Consider the following 16,695-nt stretch of genomic DNA (forward strand, 5'->3'; position numbering starts at 1 on the left):
CTGATCCGCGGAGGGCATTATGGCCAGCGGTCATGTGTACCGCGCAAACAGGCCGGACACATGTCTGCTCCGACCAATCCTGCGACGTGAAGATTCTCCTTGCACCTGGAGCCGTCCACACATGGCCCATCGCGACATTTGCTGCGGTTGCATAGAGGCGGTCGGTGTCGGGGCGAACCGGACGTCGACGAAGATTTATGAGTACGCATCCCAATTGCTTTTACGGTCTGGCTTGTGTTGCCGTCCGGTAGTTCGTGGGACGTGATCGCGATCTATGTCGGTTGGAAATAACTTGAAGTCATTGGGCTCGGCCTCGAAGCACACAAGCCGGAGCCGCAGCCCATGGTGGGGGCAACGAGCGACGCGCAGCATCTACGGACATCGTGGTATGCAAGGCGTGAGCAGGGCCGTTGACCTCGCACGGTCGGTACTGTCACCCGATTGAGACCGGGCCTCGCGCTTCACCCACGCATCCTCAATCAAAATGCTTGCGGCCGCAGCGAATTATCAATCTGAAACGCGTGCGAAGAACTGCCCCGCTGTAAGTAGGATGAACGCCCAGTCAGCAACTTCGTCTAGAATCCATTAGAGACCCAAGCTATCTGGAGCTAAAATGGCGAGGTCCAGATCGATGATTGCCACCGCCGCTCAGGCCGCGGCGGAATTTCTGGCCTGAAACGATGCAGGCAGTCCGTTGGGCATTGGGCGAGGTCACGAAGATCGCGCGTCCGTTCTTCAGCACTGGAGGCGATATAGGAGGCGTGATCCTGCCTCATCTCCGGTGTTAGGCTGAGATCGGCGGACAGGAAGGCCGCGCCAAGCTCCGCGACCAACTCTTCTAAGGCATAGCCTTCATCGCCGAAGCGTTGGCGGCCGAACTCGCGGTTCAGGCGGCTCTCGTGGCGGTATGTAGTGTCCAACGCCACTCATTGCGCGCGCTGCGGCAGAAATGGAAGTACGTGGCCCTCACCTTTTGAGGTGGTGTACCGACCTTCGCCAGAGTACCTGCGAAGCTTGTCGAGATGGCCACCACGATCGGGTGAAGCGAGATGTAAAACAGTGCGGGTGCGGCTCGGTGCTAACCGACCCGGGGGCTGAAACCAGGCCAAATTAGTCCCTACCACATCCGCACTGCCGTTGAGACTAGCGGAAAGGTGACTCGGCGCGGATCGCGTCTGGAGCAAAAGCGCTGTCCCTGCCACATCCCGTTAACCCCAAGGGCTCTGTATCGGTGATAGCTTACCGCAAGCTGACAGGCCGTTGCGCATTCGGTCAATGATACGTTTGGGCTCTCAATACCGGCTCAATCTGCCACGGTAATTCCTGCAACCACTCAGACATGCTCTCAGTGGTGTTCTGTTACGACTTCATGAGATAAGCGCTGTCCCTATCTCCTTCCACACTGCCAATGAAGTTAGCCATGGGATCGAGAGGCTAACACACCGGTTTGCCCTGAGGGCTGTTCACGCGAGCCGCCTCGTGGGTATCAAAGTACGAGCACAAGTCCGATCTTCACGGGCCTGCTGGTCGCGTTTGCCGGCACCATCAGTGCCCCGCGCAGGCCGCCAGTACTCGTTGTGATTTGCGGCCTGTTGGGTGGGAGAGACTTGGGCGATTCGCGTTGAGCAACGCCTTTGTCCGCCAGCCAAACGCGCAACCTGCAACAGGTTCGGCGGCCGAGCCCGTATGAAGGCGCTCGACGCCACGATTCCTAAATTCCGCAGGGGGATCTCTTCTGAGCAACCGTGACCGCGGCGAGCCCCAACATCACGTCGCCGGTGAACCCGAAATGGAGACGATAGAGCCACCAGATTGCGCAGCACCGGTCGAGATCGCACATCGCGAGCGCGCGCCTTGTTGCTGCGACCATCCGCGACATCGGCTTCATTCCGCGTGTCATCTGGAAACCTCGACGTCTTGGGGCTAGCGCTCTCCATTTAGAGACTTTTAGGTCGGTGACGGCGTGCTGTCCGTCGCATGCACTTGCAATAGATGGGGAGGTGAGATTGAAGTTTGCCATGACGTTCTTTTCCGCGGTTCGAAGCTGCACACATCCATGTGCATGCTATCTGCCGCGACCCTACGATAGAGGTACTGCGATCGTGTCCCGTGGGGTGGTGTAGCTGAGTGCGGGTCACCACGTTCGCCGGCATGGGCCGGATCGGTCAGCTGGCGATTGCCGGGAAGCTGACGGCGGGATCATCGCCCAACGGGGCGATGGTTTCCAGTGTCATGTAGCGGCCGCGCTGGACGGCCCACTCGTCGTTCTGCTCGAGCAGGATCGCCCCGACGAGGCGGACGATGGCGTCTTCATTGGGAAAGATGCCGACCACTTCGGTTCGGCGCTTGATCTCGCCATTGACCCTTTCGAGCGGATTGGTTGAGTGCAGCTTGGCGCGGTGCGCGGCCGGGAAGCTCATGTAGGCGAGCACGTCGGTCTCGGCCTCGTCGAGGAAGGCGGCGAGCTTTGGCAGCTTAGGGCGGAGTTGGTCGGCGACCTTTCGCCACTGCGCTCGTGCGGTCTCGGCATCGTCCTGGGCAAACGCGGTGGCGATGAAGGCCGAGACGACACGCCGCCCGCTCTTGCCGGCATGCGCCAGCGCGTTGCGCATGAAGTGGACACGGCAGCGCTGCCAGCTGGCGTTGAGCACCTTGGCCACGGTCGCCTTGATCCCCTCATGGGCGTCGGAGACCACGAGCTTGACGCCGCGCAGGCCGCGGCGGGCGAGCTTGCGCAGGAACGCGGTCCAGAACGTCTCGGCCTCGGAGGGGCCGATATCCATGCCGAGCACCTCGCGCCGGCCGTCGCTGTTGACCCCGACTGCGATGATCACCGCGACCGAGACGATGCGCCCGTTCTGGCGCACCTTCACGTAGGTGGCGTCGATCCACAAATACGGCCAATCGCCCTCGATCGGACGGGCGAGGAAGGCCTTCACCTTGTCGTCGATCTCACCGCACAGCCGCGACACCTGGCTCTTGGAGATGCCGCTCATGCCCATCGCCTGCACCAGGTCGTCGACCGAGCGGGTGGAGACGCCCTGGACATAGGCCTCTTGCACCACCGCGGTGAGCGCCTTCTCGGCCATTCGCCGCGGCTCCAGGAAGCCCGGGAAGTAGGAGCCCTTGCGCAGCTTGGGAATGCGCAGTTCGACCGTGCCGGCCCGCGTCTCCCAGCTCCGATCGCGATAGCCATTGCGCTGGACCTGCCGCTCCTGGCTCTTCTCGCCATAGGCGGCCCCGGTCAGGCCTTCGACCTCCAGCTCCATCAGCCGATGGGCGGCAAAGCCGATCATCTCGCGCAACAGATCGGCATCAGGGGTCTTCTCCACGAGCGCGCGCAGGTTCATCATGTCGTCGGTCATCGGTGGTTCCTCGAATCAGGTTGGCTGTCGCAATCCAAACCTTACCGACGAATCATCGGTGACCACCCGCAAAGCCGCTCGCTCGCTACGGCGCTATATGAGGGCGCGCTTCGCGAGCGGCTTCGCTCCAGCTACACCACCAGCTGGGACACGACCGGTACTGCTTGCAGAACGCCCAGATCTGGTAGTGCCAATTGACAGGATTTCCGATCCGCTAAATGCGCTCGCGCAAGTCCCACTGCTACGCAAAGTGACTGCGCCACTTGCGACGGTCGTTGCAGCTACGCGAGCTTTGCGGCCACGTCTTCAAGAATACCTCCGCGTCTGCCAAGACTATCTAGGCTCGCACCGGCAGCGCCTACGCCGCTCCCGAGGATGCCTTGCACGGTCACCGGATTCGCTGCCCAATTTGGGCGACCCCAGCCGACATCGAGCGCTGGTTTGGCGGCCAAGCACTGTCTGGCCCGCTGGCAAGTCTCCGCCTCGCAGAGCAACACCCCGGGCGGTTTGGCCCGCCGCAGCGCACCATCGTGCGGCGTTTGTTGGGATCGCTCAGACAGCCGAGACGATCATCCTGCGCACGGCTAAAGGTGCGACGCTGGCCGCGTGTAATGAGCATTCCGCGACGTCCTCCAGTCCTCCGCTCCTTCGTGCTATGGTGCAACCTCGGACTGGCCGACAGCCGGAGCTACATCGGTCAAGCGAAAGTCACGTCCTCAGGTGAGACAATACGGGGGTAATCCCCGGATGAAGGAACCGGCGCCACCCAGACGAAATGGCCAGGAGGACGCTGCATCTCGTGGGCTGCCAGTGGGTCCGATGATGCGTACCCACTGGCGGCGCGAGCAATCCACTGCTAAGCGGTGAATTGTCTATCCAGGTAAGGACAACCGAAGTGACTGCAGGGCTCCAGTCCGGAGCGATCGCTCCATCGTCGGGTTGCGCGTTATACCCGCGTAAGCTTAACGAACCCTCCTTCGGCTAATTCGGCTTTGTAGGCCCGTCCGTTAAGCTGTATTGTTGTCGGGTTGTTTTCGGTCGGCATGAAACCTTCTTCGCGCAGCTTGTCGATCAGGGCAGGTGTGGCCCATTGCTGTGGTAACGGCGTCCCGAAGCGCCGGTGCTCCGTCCAGAAAGCCCCGAATTCCGGTAGCCCCTCCCGGCCGGCCCCAACCACTTGGTCCTCCGGGGGGTTATGAAAAAGAAGAACGCGATTGGACCCATCCAAACCGGCCGTGTAGCGGTGACCTCGGATTTCATAGGTCACCGTCGGCTGGTCCGAGTCCGGTAAGAGACCGTGGTGGAACAGCCTCTCGACCATGAAGTCAGGTGCGATTTGCGAACCGTGTGAAAATCTCTGGGGAGCGGCGAACGAGACATCTACCGCTTCCTCAGGTGCGGCAGATGATGATGGTCCAGCTTCATTCAAGAACTGACTGAACAAATCATGATCTTCCTGTGTCCAGGTGTGCGTCGTTGGTGATTCTAGTGAAGGGGTATTATCGATCGGGTTCGGATCCATAGAGCTTCCCTTTCTGTTATGAGAACAAAGGCCTCTTGAAGATCTCCCGACAGGGAGTGAGCTGAAGCTTGTCACCAACAGACATGAGCGGCTTCGTCATCGAGAGGCCAATTTCGAGTGTTAAAGAGGCTGGCTTTCGAGAAGCTGACAAAGGTCGAAGAAGGGAGACAAATCCCGGCCGCATCTGCCAGGTCGGATTGCGATCATCCCCGAGCCAAGTCTCACTCCGCCTGACCTCCCAGTCGGCGGCAGGTCTGCGTCGTGCATCGCATCTACCTGGCGGTAAAGCTGGTTAGGAGGTCCAGGCGATGGGATCGCGGCGAGACCCAGTCTTGCACTGAACATCTACATTTCGATCTCTGCTCGCGACCAGTCGTCCTGGCTTGCACTTTGAGCCTATGCTCGGGCCGCTAACCATAGCCGTGCCAGCGCGAGAACAGACGAGAGCGCGACCTACGTGAGAGGCCGGCAACCGCGGAGCGAACTGTGCACCCTGGTGAAAAACGATATCGCTCAGACGCAAAGCAGCCGAGCCGATCATCCTGCGTACGGCTAAAGGTGCGGCGGTGCCGGTGATTCCGGGACCGCGGCTGCCACTGCGTGTAATGGGCACTCTGCGGCGTCCCCAGTGCCTACCGATCCTGGCGCACCATGATGCAACCTCGGACTAAGCCGGAGCTACATCGGTCGAGCGGAACGTTACATCCTCAGGTGAGGCAATACGAACGGCCAACTTTGTCCCGGCTGCTATTGATGCTCAGCGCGATGCAGATGGCGCTCGTGTCAGGGCGCGCTTTGAGGAAGCGGACATTTCAGCGGCGACCTCGACACTGCGTGCACGAATTACGACGATTTGCTTGATTCAGGACACGAGTGAAAACTCTTTCCAACGGTCCGTTGGCGAGACCGACGACCTGGGTCTCGATGGTCGCAGACGCGAGCGGCCCGGGAGCAGCCGGTTCGCCCGCTCGCTGGCGACCGGCCCCAACGTAAGGTGGAGCACCGATCACTAGTGATCGTGCACGCGCGCGAGAAACCTCCGCAGGCGCCCTGAGTGGCGGCGAGCGCCTGGCGCTGAAGGCGTGCCCCACTTGATCCTCAAGGTGTGGAAGCAACCAGGGGACCGCTGAAATCGCCGTGTCGTCGTCGATCGTGTTCGGCGCCCGCCGATTTTGTCGCAAACTCGCCATAGCAGCGCATTCTGCAGCGAACTGACGAATGCAGCAGGTTCGCATATTTGTCTTTGCCGGCCAGTCCAGCGATCAGATCAAGGGCTAAATGGTGGCGGAGAGGCAGGCATTTTTATTGCAGACGTTACGGTGAGCTTCGTCGTGGCGCGCTTTGCCTAGATGTTGACCTTCGCAATGGCCGGACGGACGAGGGCGGGCAGTGCAATGCAACAGTGCGACCTGCCTGGCGAAAATTTGAGGTCAGGGCGCGCCCAGACTAGGTCGAGGATGTCGAGGCAATCTACTCGGGAGAGGCTGGAGCCGGTCCTCGGTCCCACAGAGGAACGCTTGACGAGCCGCGCCGTGTTGGGCGCAACCATCGGCAATATTCTCGAATTCTACGACTTCGGGACCTATAGCTTCTTTGCGATCCAGATCGGCCAGGCGTTCTTCCCGGCAACCAACGCGTTCGCTAGCCTCATGCTGTCACTCGCAACCTTCGGCGCAGGTTTTGTGACCAGACCGATCGGGGCCATCGTACTTGGCTCGTATTCGGATCGGGCCGGCCGCCGGCCCGCGATGACCGCCAGCTTCAGCATGATGAGCGCCGCGGTCCTATTGTTAGCTATCACGCCATCGTACGAGACAATAGGACTTGCCGCTCCGTTACTGGTCGTCTTCGCACGCTTGCTGCAAGGCTTTGCTCTCGGAGGTGAAGTGGGTCCGACGACCGCCTACTTGATGGAAGCGGCCCCCGCTGACGCCCGCGGTCTTGCTGTCTCCTTTCAGCCCGCGAGCCAACAGATAGCTGCGACGGCCGGAGCGTTGGTTGGAGAAATACTCTCGCTCACCATGACAAGCGAAGCGCTCAATGCGTACGGATGGCGGATCGCGCTGTTGCTGGGTGCCGCTACGTTGCCGTCTGGACTTTGGTTGCGGAGCGCACTTCCCGAAACGCTGCACCGGCCCGAGGCGCCCGTTCCGGTCACCCCGCCTGGAGAGCAATCGCGTGCCGATCGCCGCATCATGAGCTTGGGATTTGTCATCTTGGCCAGCTGCACGATCACGACTTATGTTACGGGATATATGACCACTTACGCGATGAACACCCTCCACGTTTCCGCGCCGCTCGCCTTTGGTACCACGCTCATCAGCAATGCGGTCGGAATCGCTGCAGCACTGCTGGGCGGCCTGCTCGCCGACCGCGCAGGCCGCCGTCGCATCATGATATGGCCGCAGGTCACTGTATTGCTGATGACCTATCCGGTATTCTTGTGGATTGCAGAGAGCCGTAGTGCCTTCGCACTTCTAGGAGGTCTCAGCGCCCTCACCCTGATCGGAACGATACCGTATAGCGCTTTCTACGTGAGCATGGCCGAAGGTTTGCCCAGGAACATTCGTGGTGGCGCCTTCGCCACGATTTATGCTTTTGCGATTGCGATTTTCGGAGGTACAGCTCAACCGATCGTCACCTGGCTAATCCACCTTACCGGGAGCGCACTCGTGCCCGCCTGGTACATGCTTTTCGCTAGCGCGGCCGGGCTCTTTGCCATGCTCATGATGCCGGAGACGGCGCCACTCAATTTTACGCCTAACCATAAACGAACCTTCGTCACGCCACGACGGCTACCCTAGGCATAGCGGGAGCAATGGACATCCATGACGTCCGAAATGCGAACCACCGAACCGAAGGGCGCTATGGGCGTGGCATGGAAAAGCAATAGAAATTCGACCAGTTCTAGATCGAGCTGGGGCTCGCATCAGAACACAGCGTCGCAGTCTAAAACGACTTTTCCCGTTTACCCCACGTTCGCCGATGCGACGGTTGCCCATTGGGCAGTAGCCACCGATTGGGCTGAAAGACCAATCACTTTGATCATCTTAAGAGAAGACGGCGGCGCTTGCACCATCTGCCAGTTTAACCGTACGCCATGAGGACGCGGCCGCTGTCGCTAGCAAGCGGCCGCACGAGGCTCAATCCTCGTTCTCTGCTTGACTTGTTTTCCGTCCTCAGTGTCGCACGCACGAGGGATCGGTCAAACAAAAGAACAAGTCGCAGATTCCTTCCAACGGGTCGTCCGCGCACTGAGGATATGTTGTATCGGCTACGTCCACCCTGCCGCCAACCGGTTGCGCGGCAACTTTTGCAACAAAAGGAGGCATCGACGCCGTTGCAAGCGCGAGGGCGCTCGCCGTCACTAACACAGACTTTTTCATTCGAGAAATCGCTTCCCTAGGTTAGCCCCCACCGTCCTCGAGGGTCTATATGACGACGCTGTAAGCGGTAAAATTGATTTTCTTGATCAGATCTATCTACGGAATGGATAAGCTCGGACATCACCGTATGGCGCAATCTTAACCCGCTCGGAACCTGCACAATCTGCTTCGTGATCGAACGCTCGACGCGCCTCGAAGTGGTCGATGCATGTCTCGGAGCGCTCGAGAGCAGCCTCTTTTTGCATTTGACTTGCAGTCCGAGCGAGATCATAGCCGGTTTTCATGATCCCGATATGCGCTGCCCCGAACGCACTGGCGTCTCACTTGGACGCACGATTGTTCATCACCCGCGTGGGCGGGGAGCGAAGATCGCTTACGCAGCCTTTTGTTCGGCTGCGCCGCAGGTCACAAGGCTTGGGCGTCGCCGACCGCGGCGGCATGCTAGCAGCCTAGCGTGATCGCATTCGTGGCCAGAGCTTGCCACCGTCGGATATGGCTGTTGGATTTCGCCCTTCCCGGTCCTGTCAGATTAGCCAGCCTGCGAGTTAAAACGCGACAGTGAGATGACGGCATCTCGGCTGAACTCAGCTCAGGCATTGACAATAGGCCGCCAGCAAAGCTGCAAGGGCTCCGATTTTCTCAAGCGATGGCAATAGTCAGCTTATCGACAGCTCAGCATCCTAGCATGGAACATCTTGTTTCAGACGAGAGGCTCGACCTGATTAGCTCAATCTACAAGAGGAGAATGAACCTGATTCCCTCAACAGACCGAGCCGTTCGAGAATCGGAATCGTGCGGATGTCTGGAAGCCGTCATTGGTGCGCGGACCAGCGAGCGTGTTCGGCCCTTCCAACTTGAGCCGCGCTCCATGATCGCCCGCCTCGTCTTCTCGATGGATCGTCGCCATGGTGAGAGATCGGCTTTGCGGAAGCGGCGCTCCAGCGCATTTGCTTCATTTTGTCATGGGAGAGGCGGCAACAATGGATAGAGCTCGGGCGCAGCTTGACGGTGATGGTATTTTCGCGATTTCCGACTCCGAAACGTCGCAATCCGAAGCCTCAGAACCCGGCTCTCCCCTAGCGGCGCATTGGGACGAGGCTGTGACGGACGCGCGGCCGTCCGCTGCGAGCTCGGCCTGGTCGCAGGACCACGTTCTGGAGGCGTGGGCGGCGGAAGAGGGGCAGGGCGAAAACGAGAATCGCCAAACCGCTGTCGACCGAATGAGAGCTTGGCTGGAGGATGGGAATGAGGCGCTGGATCTGTCCTCCCTCTCCCTGACTGCATTGCTCGCCACACTCCCGCTCGAGCTTGAGGCCTTGGGCTTGAGAGACAATCAGTTAGCAAGCTTGTCAGTACTTCCGGCCCGGCTCCGTGCGCTCAATGCAGCGGAGAACCAACTGACCAGCCTGCCAGCAGACCTGCCATCCAGGCTTCGTTTACTGATCATCGGTGACAACTCACTGACCAGTCTGCCTGCCCTGCCGACAACCCTTCGGGAACTGACCGTTCACGGCAACCACCTGACCAGCCTGCCCGAGCTTCCAGCCGGGCTGCGTAGCCTCAACGTTGACTTTAACCAATTGACCGATCTGCCCCCTCTTCCGGCAACGCTTGAGGAGCTCGACGCTGCAAACAACCAGCTGACCAGCTTGCCTGATCTTCCAGCCGGACTGCAGACCCTGGACGTCGGTGGCAATCAACTGGCCAGTCTGCCCGCCCTTCCGGCATCGCTCCGAGAGCTCACCGCCCTAAGCAACCAGCTGACCAGCCTACCCGCCCTTCCAGCCGATATTGAGGGCCTCGATCTCGACGACAATCAGCTGACTGAACTGCCCGAGCCTCTCCCGCTGCGGATCGAATTGCTATCGACCCGCAACAATCGGCTGGGCCGGCTGCCGGAACTGCCGGCTGGCCTCGAAGCACTTGATGTTAGCAATAATAGGCTGACGGACGTACCGGAGAGCTTGCTGCAACTAGGCAGCGATGCGGCGGTCGATCTGACGGATAATCCGCTGCAAGAGCGGGTGCAGAGTAATTTATTGAGAGCAACGACTGCTGCGGACTATGCCGGCCCGCGAATTCTTTTCTCGCTGAACGCAGAGCCGACGGAAGCTGCGCCCCGGCCGCTGCACGAGGTTGTCGAAGATTGGCTGGGACAGGACCCAATCACATTGGCAATGTGGCAAGGCTTCGCCGACGAGCCCGGTGCGCAAGATTATGCTCGTTTCCTCGACCGGCTTGCCGGCACGGTGAATTACCGCAATGACGAGTTTCGACAGGCCGTGGGCGAGGATCTGCGGCAGGCCGCGGCGAGGCCTCGACTGCGCGAGTTGTTTTTCCAGCTGACCTCCGATGCGTGCGCGAGGTGTGAGGATCGGGTCACTTTGACGTGGAACGGGATGCAGACCGCACGGCTGAACGCTGACATCGAGGACGGCCTGTACGACGATCGGCTCGCCCAGTTGCTCCAGCATGCCCGCGTCATGTTCCGCTTGGAGGCGCTGGACGGGATAGCGCGCCAAACGGTCAATGCGCTTAGTCCCACCATACCGGTCGACGTGATCGAGGTCTATCTCGCCTACCAGACGCAGTTGCGCGACCCGCTGGAGCTGCGACACGTCGCTCCCGACATGCGCTTTTTAACGGTCTCTCACGTCAACGGCGACGACCTTGAGAGAGCGATCGCAACGGTGCGGGAGCAGGAAGCGATAGGCTTTGCGGACTATCTAGCAACGCGTTGGCAGCCTTGGGAAACAGTGCTGAGGCGCATCGCCCCCGAAGATCATGCAGCAATGGAGGAGCGCCTGGTCGAGGCGATGGGCGACGAGTTTCACACTCGGCTGAACCAACGGCTCGCCGAAGCAGACCTAACGGGCGATGCCGATGCCGAGCGAACATTAGGACCTCAAGTCGTTAGCGAGATCGCCCGCGAGATCAAAGGCGCGGTGATGCACCGGGTGCTTTGGGCGCATGGCATCGAGCTGTAAAACGACGGTCAGACCTATGTCTGGGTTGCTGTCGTGAGCTCGGGCCCTGACTCAATGGACAGCCTCCGCCAAGCTGATCGGCCGGTCGAGGCTGCTCTTCGGGCGATGCCGCCGTCGGTCGCTCGTGACGGCGACTGAACAAGCAGCAATATGACTGACCATACGCCCATGTATTGTGATTGTCGGGGCGGCTCGGCGCGCCATTGCGATTGAAGCAAAGCATCTCTGACGTCCCTCGGCTCGAGACGCTCAAGGAAGAACGACGAGCCCCAGCACCTTTGGGGGCCAAGGAGGCGTGATGCTGGGGCCGTCGTCGCCTTTTGCAAGAGTAGCAAACAGGCAGCGTTGTTGTGCACCGCCCGGTCTGATTCGTCAAAACGGTCGGGATGCTCACCGCCGCAAGGCAACCAGCTCACTAGATCCCCAGTCGAGCCAGCTGCGCTGAAACGTGCTGCGGATCGGGAAGCGGCTGCCACGGCCGGCCAGCGGCGGTGCTCAACAAGGACCTACAGAACGCAGGAGTGAGCTTGCCGCGGTGGATCACGACATTCTCGTGACCCTCGGCGGCTCGCGCGTTCTGCCAATGCTGATTGTATCCGCGCTGTTCGTCGGACTTCACGTGGCAGGCGGCCAATTCGCGATCGCTAAGCGTTGCCAATTGCCAGGCATGAACCGGCCGCTCGGTATGGATGTGCACCCACATCGGCCTTGGCAGCGCGCCGGTGCGCAGCGCGTTGGGCTGCAGCTTGATCTCGAATAGCTTCCCTGGCTCTCCCTTCAAGGCGCGCGGCGGATCCACTGACTCCAGTTCCCCCGCCGCGCGCAACTGTTCGAGGTACTTTTGCGATGGAAACGGGTAGGTCTTCATGCAATCGCTCGTGATCGCGGCCTTCTGCGCTTTCAATGATCTTGCCTGTCCCTGCAGCTCGGACAACATCCCTTTGAGCCGGACTATTTTGTCGTGCACTTCGGGAACTTGCGAAGGCGTGAGCAGGCCACGTCGGCGAGGCTCCTGCAGCGCGGTTACACAGACATCAATTTCGTCGGCCTGCGTCTGCAAGCGCGCAATAACCCGATCCAAGATGTGTTCGGCGTCCTCGGGCTTCATCTGGCGCGCCTGCGAGACCGCGCTCTGCTGCGCCGGCAGATCGAACTGCAGCAGCTTATCCAATCGCTCAAATAATCCTGCCAGGGCTTCCTTGGACGGCGGCGCCTGCCACATCTGGAGGTGCTCGGTTGTAGCGGATGAGGCGCGTGCTTCCTCCGTGGTGGCGAGCTTCTTGGTACCGAGCTCTGAGCGCACGATAACCTTGCGCGTCGGAGCCGTAGCGGTATCGGGCCTCGCGACTTGCGGCTCGAATGAGCTGGCCGTTGAACTCCCCTCGCCTGCAGCTGCTGCGCGCCTTCCTTTTGCTTTTCCTTTTCCTTTTCTGCGACCTGAATTGCCCTGGCTCACCCCGGCAGTATTTTCCGGCAGCTCAGCCCAAGCCGGCGGTTCAATCGTGGCTGGCCTAGTTGGCTGCAATGCCAGCAGCCGCATGACCTCGTTTGCGGTCACCCACGCCCCTTCCACGATCTCGTCCAGCAACTGCAGGGGAACTTCAGCTCCCGTTCCGACCTGCCTCAGGCTGGTAACGATGGCGCTCAGCCCGGATGCAAATTCCGAAAGCCGCTCCATGACTCCTTCCAGAACGGAGCGATGCTCCGCGTCGAGCACTGCTCCATTGCGGTTCAGAACGGAGTCGGACGTGGAGACGAATGCCGGAAAAACATCCCCGATGAAGGTCCCGAGCAGACGCACCCGCCCGCTCTCGTCCATGAGCGCATCGCGCACGTCTGGGTCGAGCGTGCTCGCTCGCGAGTCAATCAAGAGCTCCGCGAGAGCGATCCGCGCTTGCAGATGCATGCACTTCGTATTGAGAGCCCAGCCGGTATGCAGTCTTAGTGCGGCCTCTTCGGCCTTGCGCATCTCGGGCGTGCTGCTTGGCAAGCTGGCAGTAGCCGCACAGACAGACTGTGTCCGCTCGAAGCGCAACACCTTCTTTCCCCACCAATCCATGCAGGCTGCATAGTGGTTCGCCACGCTCTTGAAGGCGCCGCTCACCTGGGCGGGCGTACCGGTGCTTTTGATCCTCTCGAGCCAGCCTAATGCTTCCTTTCTTTTCTTCTCCAGCTCGTAGACAATCTGGGTGGCCACTGCGTTACATTCATCGGCCGCGTCCACCGTGTCATCGCGGAGCCGGCGAGCCCGATCGTCGGGCAGAATGCGACGCGCCAAGTTGGCAGGCAGATCCGCGTAGTACTCCAGAACAGTTGAGCCTGCTTTAACGACCTGATCGATCAGCTCTTGCGCCTCTTGCAAGTTCTGGGGGTGCGTGGCCGCTCGGCGGCTGGTTTCAAGCTCCTCAAGCAGGCTACCCATTTTTTGCCTTGCTGCCTTGATCTCGTCCCGCGTTGGCGGCGCCCCATCCGACGTTGGCTTGCCAAGCGCCGCGATTCTGTCTTGAGGCCCAGAGCGCATCCGCTCCATCACGGCATCGAAGGATTGATTGCGTCCTCCCGGTAAAGGCCTGGGCTCCAGGCTCGAACGGCTTACGTCCCCGGTGCTGTCGCCTCCTGCGGCCCACCCCTCCGATGTGCCAGCTCGGCCAATCCCCGTCATGCTTCGTCTCCGATAAAAGTCGCGAATGTGCAGCCCGTCTGGATAAACCGCGTGCCTGACGACTAGCTGACCAAAAGCGTTCTTGCGGATGCACAAGAAAGCCGATGTCACCTGGAGTTCCATTTCCATCGGAGCGCTGCTGAAGAGAGCGACGCGGGTAACTGCGTCGGTGTAGCGGCCGTGACGTGACCGCGGCTGAGGGCCCTGGTCTCGGCGAGATTCGGTAGAAGTCTTGCCGCTCTGCCGGGGGCTCCGTCCACGCCGACCGAGTCGAGCCGTCCCCAAACGATAGTAGGTAGGCGGGAGAACACTCCCGGCCAAATCGGCGAATGAAGGTCAACCAGAAATGGGCAGCTTATATCGATAGGCAGACCTACGCACGCGTCCTGCTAAAGGCAAAAGGACTTTGACATAAGAGCTAAACATCCAGCGGCCCTACACAGATGACGACGAGATTCTGAAGGTCGATCAGCATCGATATTTTTCCTCGTTCGAACCGGCTGAATCGACCTTCCGCAGATCCTCACGCTGCATTTCACAAAGGTGCGGTGCCCATTCGGGGCCGGTGAGATCACCTTCACAAAAATAAGGCAGCGAGCGCACCAAAGGTGCCGAGAAGCAGCCCAATCAGCGAACCGACTGTCGGGACGTCTCTAAAGAGCAGAACGGTGAGCATCGGTTCCACGACCAGGATGGCCCCCACCGATATCGCGACAATGATCCAGATATTCTTCAGATACATGTAGCCCAGCGCGTATCCGAAAATGAGAAGGATGCCACCCAAGCTCACCAGGAGAAACATCGGCCAAAGCATCGCCAGATCGCCACCCGTCTTTCCGAATTGCCTTGAGGCCATCAACTCGGCGAGTATCGAAAGAGCTTCTCCAAGGAAAATCGCTGCCACGGCTACAATCTTCAACATCAAGGTCATTGGCCTCTATGGTTTCGGCTATTGAAGGCGCGCCGGAGAGCTGCATCGGAATAGCCGTTGAGGGCCAGTTTTCGGCAGGCCAAGCGCTTGCGGCTCGAGACGCGCGCCTCACCTATTGCTTCTCGCAGGTCCTTCCAAGCGTCTGCTGGGCCGGTAACTAGCTTCCGACATGCAGCATTGTTGCGCTGCGATCACCCCAACTGCGTTGCTTGCAGATTTCGGACAAGCCCGATCCGCCGCCTGCCGTCTGCGTGAGCATCAATTTGAGGCTAGGCTGCAATCCGCACGGGGAGAGCAGAATAGCCGTGCACGAAGTTCGATGCAATCCGCTCGGGTTCGCCGACAACCTCGAACCACAATTCCGCGGACAACATTTCTTCCCAGAGGACTCTCAACTGCAGCTCCGCAAGATGTCGACCAAGACAGCGATGGATGCCGAATCCAAACGAGAGATGCTGCCTCACATGTTTGCGATCGATCACGAAATTGTTGGCGTTCTCAATGATCTCTTCGTCCCTGTTACCGGAGATGTACCACATGACGACCTTGTCGCCTTTCCGGATCTGTTTTCCGCCTACGATGCTGTCGATGGCGGCGGTACGGCGCATATGTGCAATTGGCGTCTGGTACCGAATAATCTCGGACACGGCGCTCTCGACCAGCTTGGGATTGTCAACTAGCTTTCGCAGTTCGGAGGGGTACTGATTCATGAACAGCAGGCCGCCGGTAATTGAGTTGCGCGTGGTGTCATTGCCCCCAACGATCAGCAGAATCAGATTTCCGAGAAACTCACTCGGCTCCATCTGGCGTGTGGCAGGCGAATGCGCCATCAGGGAAATCAAGTCGAGGCGCGGCTCGGCTTTGATGCGTTCGTTCCAAAGCCGGGTGAAATAGTCCAGGCACTCGGACAAGATCGTGCTTCGCTTGTCCCAGCCGTCGATTGCATGGCCTGCTTTCGGAGCTGTAACGGCGACGTCCGACCAATAGGTCAGCAGTCGCCGATCCTCAAATGGGAAGTCGAACAGCGTGGCGAGCATTTGCGTCGTCAACTCTATGGACACCATGTCCACCCAGTTGAAGGCCTCATTGCGCGGCAAGCCCGCGAGAATTGCCCTGACCCGAGACCGGATCAAGCTTTCGAGCTTCGTCAAGCTTTCCGGTCCGACGATCGGGCTCACGGTATTGCGCTGCTCGGCGTGCTTGGGAGGCCCCATCTTGATGAAACTCGGGGTCCAGTGCTCGCCAGGCACATCGACAATAGTGACACCTTGCTCTGACGAAAACGCTTTGTGGTTTGTGTCGACCGTTACGATATCGCGGTATTTCGTTACGGACCAATATGGACCATGAGCGCTGTCTTGACAGTAGTGAACGGGATCTTCCTTTCGCAGCCGCTCGAAGCAAGCCCATATGCTGCCGTCCTGAAAGCGCTTGCCCTCACTTACATCCAGCTTGTTCAGAGGGATAGCACACGGATCCTCACGCCTATAATCTTCCGATCGCCTTGTCATGATCATCCCTGCAGATTCTGCTCTCGAGAGTCTGACGCTCTGGAGGCGCGATTGATCGCTTCGAGCTGCCGCGGCGCTTGGCTGCGACGGGCCGCTAGACCAGACTACTTCACAGTGCAGCGGCCGCAGCCCTACCATCTCGGGCAGTCAGGATCGCATTGACTTCCCAAGTCGATCTATTCAGAGATCAATGAGAGCTACCAGCGCGCTGGTGAGAGATGGCGATGCGCTGGAGGCAACTTCAAGCCGAATGCACCTTCCTAAGGTAGCCCGCACTTTCAGGTACCGCCGGAGCGGATACCCTTCTCAAGGTCATGGACGAATAGTCGTC

8 protein-coding genes are annotated in these 16,695 nt (G+C 59.8%); 2 read left to right on the forward strand and 6 right to left on the reverse strand.

Going from position 1 to position 16,695, the window contains the following annotated elements; all coding sequences use genetic code 11:
- Window positions 1–608: 608 nt before the first annotated feature.
- From N2605_RS27705 to N2605_RS27715, 3 genes are all read right to left on the reverse strand, one after another.
- Window positions 609–920: a zincin-like metallopeptidase domain-containing protein gene (locus tag N2605_RS27705; protein WP_425248822.1), complete on the reverse strand. Its 312-nt coding sequence runs from the start codon at window positions 918–920 to the stop codon at window positions 609–611.
- A 1,245-nt stretch (window positions 921–2,165) separates the two neighbouring features.
- Window positions 2,166–3,365 (reverse strand): IS256 family transposase, encoded by a 1,200-nt coding sequence (locus N2605_RS27710; protein WP_260343346.1) that lies wholly within the window; start codon window positions 3,363–3,365, stop codon window positions 2,166–2,168.
- A 946-nt stretch (window positions 3,366–4,311) separates the two neighbouring features.
- Complete coding sequence (locus N2605_RS27715; protein ID WP_260343961.1) at window positions 4,312–4,887, reverse strand: hypothetical protein; 576 nt, start codon at window positions 4,885–4,887, stop codon at window positions 4,312–4,314.
- Between the two features lie 1,457 nt (window positions 4,888–6,344).
- Here N2605_RS27715 and N2605_RS27720 point away from each other — a divergent pair.
- Window positions 6,345–7,691 (forward strand): MFS transporter, encoded by a 1,347-nt coding sequence (locus tag N2605_RS27720; RefSeq protein WP_260343962.1) that lies wholly within the window; start codon window positions 6,345–6,347, stop codon window positions 7,689–7,691.
- A gap of 1,562 nt (window positions 7,692–9,253) precedes the next feature.
- Entirely contained in the window at window positions 9,254–11,260 is a 2,007-nt protein-coding gene (locus N2605_RS27725) for an NEL-type E3 ubiquitin ligase domain-containing protein (RefSeq protein ID WP_260343964.1), read from the forward strand.
- Window positions 11,261–11,675: 415 nt separating this feature from the next.
- On the opposite strand, the gene N2605_RS27730 is transcribed toward N2605_RS27725, so the two are convergent.
- The 3 genes from N2605_RS27730 to N2605_RS27740 all read right to left on the reverse strand — a co-directional run bounded on the left by N2605_RS27730 (window position 11,676) and on the right by N2605_RS27740 (window position 16,364).
- Complete coding sequence (locus N2605_RS27730; protein ID WP_260347509.1) at window positions 11,676–13,922, reverse strand: hypothetical protein; 2,247 nt, start codon at window positions 13,920–13,922, stop codon at window positions 11,676–11,678.
- Window positions 13,923–14,499: 577 nt separating this feature from the next.
- Window positions 14,500–14,853, reverse strand: a complete 354-nt coding sequence (locus N2605_RS27735) for a hypothetical protein (protein ID WP_260343966.1) — start codon at window positions 14,851–14,853, stop codon at window positions 14,500–14,502.
- 269 nt (window positions 14,854–15,122) lie between these two features.
- Window positions 15,123–16,364, reverse strand: a complete 1,242-nt coding sequence (locus N2605_RS27740; RefSeq protein WP_425248823.1) for a cytochrome P450 — start codon at window positions 16,362–16,364, stop codon at window positions 15,123–15,125.
- Between the last annotated feature and the right edge of the window lie 331 nt (window positions 16,365–16,695).

It is taken from the genome of Bradyrhizobium yuanmingense, assembly GCF_025200905.1.
Taxonomy (GTDB): Bacteria; Pseudomonadota; Alphaproteobacteria; order Rhizobiales; family Xanthobacteraceae; genus Bradyrhizobium; species Bradyrhizobium yuanmingense.